General features: G+C 65.8%; 9 protein-coding genes and 1 pseudogene. All 10 read right to left on the bottom strand.

Annotation, left to right across the window (positions count from 1 at the left end):
• Window positions 1-73 precede the first annotated feature (73 nt).
• Entirely contained in the window at window positions 74-676 is a 603-nt protein-coding gene (locus tag ACFTZB_RS37975) for a hypothetical protein (RefSeq protein WP_378439907.1), read from the bottom strand.
• Window positions 677-810: 134 nt separating this feature from the next.
• Window positions 811-2,058: an MCE family protein gene (locus ACFTZB_RS37970; RefSeq protein ID WP_160098658.1), complete on the bottom strand. Its 1,248-nt coding sequence runs from the start codon at window positions 2,056-2,058 to the stop codon at window positions 811-813.
• Complete coding sequence (locus tag ACFTZB_RS37965) at window positions 2,055-3,338, bottom strand: MCE family protein (protein ID WP_219459205.1); 1,284 nt, start codon at window positions 3,336-3,338, stop codon at window positions 2,055-2,057. Before ACFTZB_RS37965 ends, ACFTZB_RS37970 begins: the two co-directional genes overlap by 4 nt.
• A complete protein-coding gene (locus ACFTZB_RS37960) occupies window positions 3,335-4,591 on the bottom strand; it encodes an MCE family protein (RefSeq protein ID WP_378439906.1) in 1,257 nt (418 codons plus the stop codon). Before ACFTZB_RS37960 ends, ACFTZB_RS37965 begins: the two co-directional genes overlap by 4 nt.
• Complete coding sequence (locus tag ACFTZB_RS37955) at window positions 4,591-5,586, bottom strand: MCE family protein (RefSeq protein WP_378439904.1); 996 nt, start codon at window positions 5,584-5,586, stop codon at window positions 4,591-4,593. Before ACFTZB_RS37955 ends, ACFTZB_RS37960 begins: the two co-directional genes overlap by 1 nt.
• Complete coding sequence (locus tag ACFTZB_RS37950; RefSeq protein WP_378439902.1) at window positions 5,583-6,662, bottom strand: MCE family protein; 1,080 nt, start codon at window positions 6,660-6,662, stop codon at window positions 5,583-5,585. The genes ACFTZB_RS37955 and ACFTZB_RS37950 overlap by 4 nt, the downstream gene beginning before the upstream one ends.
• Window positions 6,659-8,017, bottom strand: a complete 1,359-nt coding sequence (locus tag ACFTZB_RS37945) for an MCE family protein (protein ID WP_378439900.1) — start codon at window positions 8,015-8,017, stop codon at window positions 6,659-6,661. The genes ACFTZB_RS37950 and ACFTZB_RS37945 overlap by 4 nt, the downstream gene beginning before the upstream one ends.
• Window positions 8,014-8,874, bottom strand: coding sequence for an ABC transporter permease (locus ACFTZB_RS37940; RefSeq protein WP_025433123.1), 861 nt, complete (start codon window positions 8,872-8,874; stop codon window positions 8,014-8,016). The genes ACFTZB_RS37945 and ACFTZB_RS37940 overlap by 4 nt, the downstream gene beginning before the upstream one ends.
• Window positions 8,875-8,878: 4 nt before the next feature.
• Window positions 8,879-9,673, bottom strand: a complete 795-nt coding sequence (locus ACFTZB_RS37935; RefSeq protein WP_005252107.1) for an ABC transporter permease — start codon at window positions 9,671-9,673, stop codon at window positions 8,879-8,881.
• A gap of 9 nt (window positions 9,674-9,682) precedes the next feature.
• Window positions 9,683-9,973 (bottom strand): annotated as a pseudogene (locus ACFTZB_RS37930) (ABC transporter ATP-binding protein); the annotation flags it as partial.

Here is a 9,973-nt window from a genome sequence, read left to right as displayed (position 1 = left end):
CCACTTTCTCATTGCACGACGAGCTGTCGTCGACGTGGACACCGCGGCGACGCGTCGCCGCGGCACATCAGGACTACTGGCCGCTGCCATCGCCCTCGGGAGCAGGTGCCTGTTCGGCCGGCGCCTGCTCGGCGGGAGCCGGTTCGGTGGGGGCCGGGGCGGGGGCCGCGCCGGCGGCGGGCACCGGACCGCTCTCGAGCGGGATACGACCGCCCACCGGTTCGACCGACGAGGCCTTCCAGACCCCGTCCACGTCCTGGACGTCCATCCGCATCGTCACCTTGGCCTTGTCGAAGCGGTCCGGCCAGGTGGTGGTGACGGCCACGACGACCAGAGCCTTCGCGGTGCCGTCGTCCGTGTTCAGTTCCGTGAGGGTGCCCTGGATCAGTTCGGCCTTGCTCGCCGCACCCGATTGACGCATCTGGTCGGTGAACCCGTCCATCGTCGCCTGGAGGTCCTGGTTCATCTTGTCGCCCGTGATCGACGACTTCATATTCTCGAACGATCCGTCGAGGTCCGCGGAATCGACCGAGTTGAGGTTGATCGCGGCCTGCTGGGCGCCCGTCAACGCGGAATCGCGTGCGTCGGCGATCGGCTTGTCCACGAAGAGCGCTCGCGCCCACCCGAAGCCGAACCATCCGGCTGCGACAACCGCGATCACCACCAGTGCGGTCACCGCAGCAAACGAGGCCTTCAGAGTTCTGTCCTTCCCCGGAGCCGGTTGTCCCGACTCCGGGGGCGTGGTAATTCGCGTCACACCAATACCCTACTGATTGTTTTCTTCAACTCGCCCTCGGCTGGAACCGAATGCTACTTGGGAGTAACCCCGAGGAGCGGCGCGAGCTGCGTTGCGATGGGATTCAAGTTGAGAGTGTCAGGCATGACCTTCGGCTTGAAATCCCACGGCTGGATCGTGTCCGGATCGGCGAACACGATGCGGTCTGCACTTCGCACACCCGTCACGCTTCCCTGGGGAGCGTCGCAGTTGGCCTTCGTGTTGAACGGGAAGTCCTGCTGGGTGTCGTCGAAGTTCGGGTCCTGCCGCTTCATCTCGGCCAGGATCTCCTGCGTCCCTTCGTAACCGAGTGTGCACGACGGCGGATTGTTGGTTTCCAGGACGATGCCCTGATGCACCGTGCCGTCGCCGGGGGCCACGGTCGACGCGGACGCCGCGATGGCGGGCAGGAACATCAGGATCGGCCGCAGCGCGATCGCCTGCGGAGCCAGCTTGTCACCGACCGCGGCGAGATTCGTCAGGTCGGTGGTGAGACTCGGACCGATCTGGTTCACCAGCAGACCGACCTCGTCGCTCGCCGGAATTCCCTTGTCGATGATCGCCCGGAGATCGGGGTCGCTGGTCCGCAGCTGCGCCGCGACCGCGTCGAGGTCCGAACTGAACTGCACGATCGCGGACGACTGATCGGACTGCGTCGCGAGCACCGTCTGGCTGTCCCGGACGAGTGCCAGTGTCTGAGGCAGAACGTCGAGTCCGTCCTTCGTCAGCGTCGAGAGCGAATCCGCGAGCGTCTGCAGATCCTCGCCCTTGCCGTTGAACGCCGTTCCCAGCTGGGTGACGACGGTGCGCAGCGAATCGACCGGAACCGACCGGACCAGACCGTCGGTGGCCATCAGCACCTGCTCGACCGGGACGGGTGTCGACGTGTCGGCCTCGACGATCACCGAGCCGTTTTCGAGGTACGGTCCCTGGTCGCTGTCGGGCTGAAGGTCCACGTACTGCTCACCGATCGCGGACCGGTTGGCGACGACGGCCTTGGCCGACGCCGGGATGTCCGGCCCGCCCGAGGAGATCTTCAACTGGACGTTGATGCCGTCCGCGGTCAGCGACAGGTCGCCGACGCGGCCGACGGGAACTCCGCGGTACGTGACCTCGGCGTTGGTGAAGATGCCGCCGGAGTCCTTGAACTGCGCGTTCACGTCGAACTCACCGAACCCGAGCAGGTTGTCGAGGCGGACGTACTTGGCGCCGACATAGACCAGCCCGAGCATCGCCACGATGGCGAACGCGACGAGCTGGATCCTGACCAGTCGTGACCTCACTGTCCACCCCCGATTCCGAACTGCTCCAGCAGTCCCCCGAGCGGGTTCTGCGGCGGCGGCGCCGCCCCGTCCGATGTGCCGTTACCGGCGGGCGCGGCGCCGGGGAGACCCGGAATCCGCAGGCCTGTCGGGGCGGGGACGATCGGCGGAATCGGCAGCAAGGACACCGTCGGCCACCCCGGCTTCGGGCCGTTGCCGTTGTAGTACGGGTTGGACGGGTCGACGATCGGCTTGGGCTCACCGAACTTCGGCGGCACGTACACCGGGTTGCCCTGTCCGACGCCGAGTGCGCTCAGCGCATCGCCGATCTGCAGGTCGACCGAGAGGAACAGGTTGACCGACCCGCCGAGTGCGATCTTCTCGACGCCGTCCGGGAACGGGACGGTCGGGATGAACGCGAGCGAATTGGGCAGGTTGTCGCCCGAATCGGCGAGTGCCTTCAGGGTCGGCCGCAGCGCGAGGAGATCCGCGATCAGGTTGTCCTTCGACCTGTTGATCACGTCGGTGCCGACGGTGCCGAGCCGGTCCAGTTGCGTGAGCATCTGGGTGAGCTGCGGGCGCTGCTCGTTGAGCACCTCCGCCGCGATCGGCAATTCGTCGAGGATCAGTCCGATCTTCTCGTTCTGTTCGTCCACCCGCGTGGTCAGCGCGTCGAGACCGTCCAGGGCGCGGGTGATGTCGTCGCGCTGCTGGTTGAGACCGTCGATGAGTGTGTTCGTCTGCTCCAGAAGACTCCGGACCCGATCCTCACGCCCGTCGAGGGCGGTGGTGAGTTCGTGCACGATCGGCTGCAACTGGCCGACGCCGCCGCCGTTGAGCAGCAGCGACAGCGCGCCGAGAACCTGCTCGATCTCCGTGGCGTGGCGGGTGCGATCCAGGGGGATCGTGTCGCCGTCCTCGAGCCGCGCGGGATCCTTGTCCTCCGGCGGCTCGGACAGCTGCACGAACTTCTCACCGAGCAGGTTCGTCTGCTCGATGGCGGCGACCGCGTTGGCGGCGAGATCGACGGACGAGTCGAGGACGACCTCCACGTCCGCCGTCCAGCCGTCCGGTGCCACCTTGATCGTTTCGACCCGCCCCACCGGGACGCCGTCGACCTTGACCGCGGATTGCGGGACGAGGTCGAGGACGTCGTCGAACTGGATCGTCAGATGCATGGGGTTGTCACCGACATCGGGACCGCCCGGCAGCGGGACCCCGTAGATTCCCTCCGACGAGCAGGACGTCACTGCGATGGCGACAGCGCACGCACCGGCGCCGAGGATTACCGACCGCTTCATTCGCCCTCACCACCCGTTGCGCCTTCGAATCGCGGCGACACGACACCCGGCACCGTGCCGGGAGTGACCGTCCGCTGAATGTTGTCCGCACTCATGATCCCGAACGGAAGCACGAGCGACGGAGTCTTCGCCGACTGCGTGATCTGCGACGTGATGTTGGTGCAGTTGTCGATCAGCGGCTGCATCTGACGTCCGAGTTGCTCGAATCGGGGATCGCCGGGAACCAGCTTGCCGAGGTCGATCAACTTGCAGGCGACTCCGGCCGGATCCTGCAGATCCGTGAATGTCAGGCGCGAGGCCAGGTTTCCGGATTCCGCGTCGTAGGAGTTGGCCAGGTTGCTGATAGCCAGCGGCAGCAGCGTCAGCGAGTTGACGAGCGACTCCCGGTTGTCCGCGAGGGTCTGCGTCACCGGCACCAGATCGTCCACGTTCTCGGCGAGGATCTCCCGGTTGTCGGCCACGAACTTCGAGACGTCGCCGAGGGCGATCGCCAGCTGGTTCAGGGCGGCGCCGAGGTTCTCCCGCTCCCCCGCCAGGAATCCGGACAGGTCGGAGAGCTGCGAGTTGAAGTCGCGGACCTGCTGATCGTTGGCCGCGAGCGCACCCACGAAGACCTGCAGGTTCTTGACGGTGTCGAAGAGGTCGCCGCGACTCTCGTTGAGCGTGCGGGCAGCGTCGGAAAGCTGGGTGATGCTCTGCCCCAGCGCCTCACCGTTGCCGTCGAGGTTGGCGGCGCCGGTCTCGACGAACTGCGACAGCGCGCCGTCCTTGTTCGCCCCGTTCGGGCCGAGTGCGGTGGAGAGCTCCTCGATGCTCGCGTACAACTGGTCGACCTCCACGGGGGTCGCGGTGCGGTCCCGTGAGATCACCGCGCCGCTCTCCATCTTCTCGCCGCCCGTGAAGGCCGGCGCGAGCTGGATGTAGCGGTCGGACACCACCGACGGCGTGACCTGCGCGGCCTTCGCGTCGGCGGGAATGTCGACGCCGCGATCGACGCGCATGTCGACCTTCACCTGATCGCCCAGCGGCTCCACGCCGTCGACCGATCCGACCTTCACACCGAGAACCCGCACATCCGAGCCTTCGTAGATGCCCACCGATTTGTCGAAGTACGCGGTGATCTTCGTGGTGCCCGCCCGGGTGAACACCCACCACAGGGCGCCGGCGATCACCAGCGCGACGATGACGATTCCCGCGATGAGGGCGATTCCGCCGCGTCCTCCGCGGTCGGCTCCGTTGTCGACGTCTGCCATCAGTTACCCCCCAACGTTCGGACGGGATCGCGCGGACCGGGAATGTCGGGCAGCCCCGGCGGCAGGAGGTTCACCACGACCTGGTCGAACCAGCGACCGTTGCCGACCACGTTCGTGTACAGGCGGACGAACGGCTCGTACAGTTTCATCGCCTTGTCCAGGTTCTCGTTGTTGGCCTTCAGGATTTCGACGACGCCGTCGAGCTGTTCGAGCGCGGGACCGATCGCGGCCTCGTTGTCACGCACGAGTCCGGTCAACTGCTGCGACAGCCGCTGAGTTCCGGTGAGCAGCTGCGAAATCGACTGCTGACGGCTGTTCAGCTCACCGAGCAGCAGACCGGCGTCACTGATCAACCGGTTGAACTCGGCGTTGCGGTCGGCGAGGACCTTGGTGGTCTTGCCGGTCGCATCGAACAGCTTCTGCAGTTCCTGGTCGCGGCTGGCGATGGTCTGCGACAGCCTGCTGACACCGTCCAGGGACGCGCGGATCTCCGTGGGAGTCCCCTCGAACGCCTGAGACAACGTCACCATGCTCTGCGCGAGCTGATCGGAGTCGATGTCACCCACCGTCTGCGCGGCGGCCGAGAACGCCTCGATCACGTCGTACGGAGACGTGGTGCGGTCCAACGGGATCACGTCGCTCGGGTTCAACGTGTCCGAGCCGCGGGGGTCGAGGGCCAGATACTTCTGGCCCAGGATCGTCTTGATCTGGATGGACGCGGACGTCTCGTTGCCGACCCACGCATCCGACACCTTGAAGGCGACGTCCACACGGTCGCCGTCGAGTTCGACGGACGTGACCTTGCCGACCTTGACACCCGCGATCCGCACCTCGTTGGAGGGCTTGAGCCCCGCCGCCTCGGTGAACTGCGCGTGATAGGTCGACCCGGCGCCGATGAACGGCAACGAATCGAGGAAGAAAGCCGACAGGGTGGCCAGCAGCACCACGAGAATGCCGAGGGCACCAGCCACTGCCGGGCTGCGACGTCTGCTCATCGTGTCTGCAACTCCTGTAGGCCGTCCTGCGTGCACCGTTTCGCCGAGTTCGTATAGATCGGCTGGTTGACGGTGGGCAAGCCCGTGGGCAGGTTCAGTTGGGGCGCGGTACCTGGTCCTGCGACGATGTCGACTCCACAGAGGTAGAACTGGAACCAGGATCCGTAACTGGCTGCCCGGCCGAGCTTCTCGAGCTTCACCGGAAGCGTCTGGAGAACGCTGTTGACCGTGTCGGAGTTACGGTTCAACGTCGTCGCCAGCGTGTTCAGCGACGTGATGGATTCCTGGATGGACGGTCGGGTGGGTTCGAGCAGATCGGCCGTCGCGTCGGTGAGTCCCGCGAGGGACGTCACCGCCGAACCGACGGTTCCCCGCTCGTTCGCGAGACCCGTGACGAGTTGCTGGGTGTTGACGATCAGCGAATCGAGTTGATCGTCACGCTGATTCACCGTGGCGAGCACGTCGTTGAGGTTGTTGATCACCGCACCGATCACGCGATCCTTGTCGGCGACGGTGTTGGTGAGGCTTGCCGTGTTCTTGACGAGTTCCGTGATGGTTCCCGACTCGCCCTGGAACACCTGGATGATCTGGTACGACAGCTTGTTCACGTCTTCGGCGCTGAGGGTCTGGAACAGCGGCCGGAAGCCGTCGAACAGGGTGGTGAGGTTGACGGCAGGCTTGGTCCGCTCGATCGGAATGGTGTCGCCTCCGTTCATCTTCATCCCCTGCTGGCCCTCGCCCTGTTCGAGCGCGATGTAGCGCTGCCCCACGAGGTTCCGGAAGCGGATGGTCGCGGTGGTGCTGGCGGGCAGCCAGTCCCGTTCCGACACCGTGAACTGGACCTCTGCCTCGCGGTCGTCGTGGATCGCGATCTTTTCGACCTGACCCACGCGCACACCGGCGATGCGGACCTCGTCGCCCTCGTTGAGCGAGGTGACGTCCGAGAAGATCGCGTTGAACTTGGTGCCACCGCCACCGCCGAGGTTGGCGATGGTGGCGGCCAGCAGACCGGTCGCGAGGATGGTGACCACGGCGAACACGATCAGCTTGACCAATGGTGCGGTCAGGCCCCTCACTTGAAGCTCACCTCAGTCCCCCTCATGGTCGGCGCACCGACGAGTGTCGTCCAACTCGGCACGTCCTCGGGTGCCATGCCCCCGGCCTCGCCGTAGACGACGTCCAGGGTGTCCTGCTCCATCTTCGAACCCGCGTAGCTCGCGGGCGTGACCTGGGCTCCGTACCCGGGAACCTGGTCGGGAACGCCGGCGGGCGCCGGGAGGAAGTCGATGGTCGACGGTCCGGGATTCCGCGAAGGCACCTGGTAGGCGCCGTCGTTGTAGGACGAGCCGCCCGGGTACTGCGGGAACTTCCCGCCGGGAGCGGTGACGTTGTCGTAGCAAGCCGGTCCGCGGTTGTCGAGCAGGCGCGGCTCGTCCTGGTTGGGCACGTAGCGACCCTTCGGGTTGACGAACTGCACGCTGGCGCGCACACCCGGGTGCGGATCGTCCGGTGCCAGCAGTTCACGAGCAACGGGGGCGGACTTCGCGAAGCCCGCGAACGTGCACTCGAAGCTCGGTGAGTAGCGGCCGAGAATCTGCAGTGCCTCACGCGAATCGGCGGCGATACTGACGATCGATTCGGCGTTGGTCTGCAGGAGATCCGCGGTGCTCGACGCGGTTGCGGTCAGCGACACGAGCAGCGTGGAGATCTCATTCTGCTTCTCCACCACGGTGTTTCCGGTGGTCCGCAGGCTGTCGAGGGCGTTGACCAGATCGGGCGCCGCCTCGGAATACGTCTGCGAGAAGTCCGCAAGGCCCCGCAGATCCTCCTGGATAGCGGGAAGTTCGGTGTTCAGCCCGCCGAAGATCTCCTCGAGCCGGTCGAGCGTCAGCCCGAGTTCGGCACCGCGGCCGCTCAGCCCCTGCGACAGCGCGCCGAGCGTGTTCGCCAGGTCCTGCGGCGGAATCGCCTGCAGGAGCGGTAGCAGACCGTCCAGCACCTCGCCGACCTCGACGGCGTTGCCGCTCTTGTCCTGACGCAGCGTGTCACCGGCCTGGATCGGCGGAGCCGTGTCGCCCTCCGGAACGATCAGCGACACGTAGCGTTCACCGAACAGCGTCTTGGGCAGCAGTCGCGCCGTCGCGTTGGACGGGATCAGCGGTGCCTTGTCCGGCTGGATCGCGAGAGCGAGAGTGACCTCGCCCTCCTGGGGGGTCGCCGAACGCACTTCTCCGACGATGAGACCACGGACCTTCACGTCCGCGTTGGGCGGCAGGGCATTTCCGGCACTGTCGGTGAGGAGGTCGATCTTGACGACCTTGGTGAAGGTCTTGTTGAACATGCCGATGGTGAAGGCCAGGAACAACGCGAGGACGAGGAAGAACACCAGCCCCAGCACCCGTCGTCCCACAACAGATGTCGTGTTGCTCATCCGGCCACCCTCACTGTGGTCGTCGTGCCCCAGATGGCGAGGCTCAAGAAGAAGTCGAGAACGGCGATGGTGACGATCGCGGTGCGGACCGCCCGGCCCACGGCCACGCCCACACCGGCGGGACCACCCGACGCGTGATAGCCGTAGTAGCAATGGATCAGGATCAGCACGAACGCGAAGATCAGCACTTTCGCGAACGAATACAGGACGTCCTGCGGTGGCAGGAACAGGTTGAAGTAGTGGTCGTACGACCCGGTCGACTGGCCGTTGAACACCGTACTGATGATGCGGGAGGCGAGATAGGCCGCGAGCAGACCGACGATGTACAGCGGGATGACGGCGACGAATCCCGCGATCATGCGGGTGGTGACGAGGAACGGCACACTCGGCACCGCCATGACCTCCAGTGCGTCGATCTCCTCCGAGATCCGCATGGCGCCGAGCTGCGCGGTGAAACCACAGCCGACGGTGGCCGAGAGCGCGAGTGCCGCAACGATCGGCGCGATCTCACGGGTGTTGACGTAGGCGGACAGGAAGCCGGTGAGGACCGAGCTGCCCAGCTGTTCGAGCGCGGCGAAACCCTGCAGTCCGACGACGACGCCGGTGAAGCCGGACATCATCGCGATGACGCCGATGGTGCCGCCGATGACGGCGAGCGCGCCGCTGCCGAAGGTGACCTCGGCCAGCAGCCGGAGCACCTCCTTGCGGTAGTGCACGAGAGTGTGGGGTGACCAGGCGATTGCCCTGGCGTAGAACGACATCTGCTCGCCGGCCCGGTCGAGCACGTTGAGCGGCGCACGACCGACCCGGCGTGCTGCCATCAGGGTCCGGTCACCGCGTCCCTTGGCGATTGTCATCGGGTCACGATCCCTTCGCCGGAACGATCTGGAGGTACACCATGGTCAGGATCAGGTTCGCGAAGAACAACAGCAGGAACGTGATCACCACCGACTGGTTCACCGCGTCACCGACGCCCTTGGGTCCGCCCTTCGGATGGAGCCCCTTGTATGCGGCGATGACACCGGCGATGACACCGAAGACGGCCGCCTTGAGCTCGCCGACCCAGATGTCGGGAAGCTGCGCGAAGGCCGAGAACGATGCCAGGTACGCACCGGGATTACCCCCTTGGAGAATGACGTTGAAGAAGTAGCCACCCGCGATGCCGACGACGGACACCAGGCCGTTGAGCAGGATCGCGACGAGCACCATGGCGAGCACCCGGGGCACGACGAGTCGCTGAATCGGGTTGATGCCGAGCACTTCCATGGCGTCGATCTCTTCGCGGATCGTCCGCGCACCGAGATCCGCCGTGACAGCCGAGCCCGCAGCCCCGGCCACCAGTAGTGCCGTCACCAGCGGGGAACCCTGCTGGATGACGGCGAGCACGCTGGCCGCTCCCGTGAACGACTCTGCACCGAGCTGTTTGATGAGCGATCCGGTCTGCAGCGACACCACTGCGCCGAACGGAATCGCGACCATGGCCGTGGGCAGGATCGTGACGCTGGCGATGAACCACGCCTGTTCGATGAACTCGCGGAATTGGAACGGCCGTTTGAACGTGTTTCGTGCGACGTCGACGAAGAGCTCGACGATGTTTCCGGCCTGCGTCAGCGCACCATTGACCGGCCGCAAGACCGAGCTGCGGGTAACCCCCATCCGATATGCCTACCCTTGCCCGTGAGTGGTGTTTTCGTATCCTTCGCCCCGGTATGCGGGGATGACCTGTGTGTCGTCCTGGCTGTATGCGTAGTCGTAGCCTCCGCCGCCGTTTCCGCCGGAATTCTCGTCGAGGCTTTCCTGGATGGCGATCTGCGCGTTCTCCGGCAACGTGTGCATGATGTGCCGCACCCGCTCCTGCCGGCGGGCCACGGCCTGCCGGAACGGCATCCCCGGCGTCGCCTTCATCTGCGGAACGATCCCCTCCACATCGTCGACACCACCGGCATGATGCCCGGC

This window comes from Rhodococcus sp. NPDC057014 (assembly GCF_042673295.1).
Classification (GTDB): domain Bacteria; phylum Actinomycetota; class Actinomycetes; order Mycobacteriales; family Mycobacteriaceae; genus Rhodococcus_F.
Note: the sequence above shows the minus strand (reverse complement) of the source record. Positions and strands in the feature narration are given on the sequence as shown.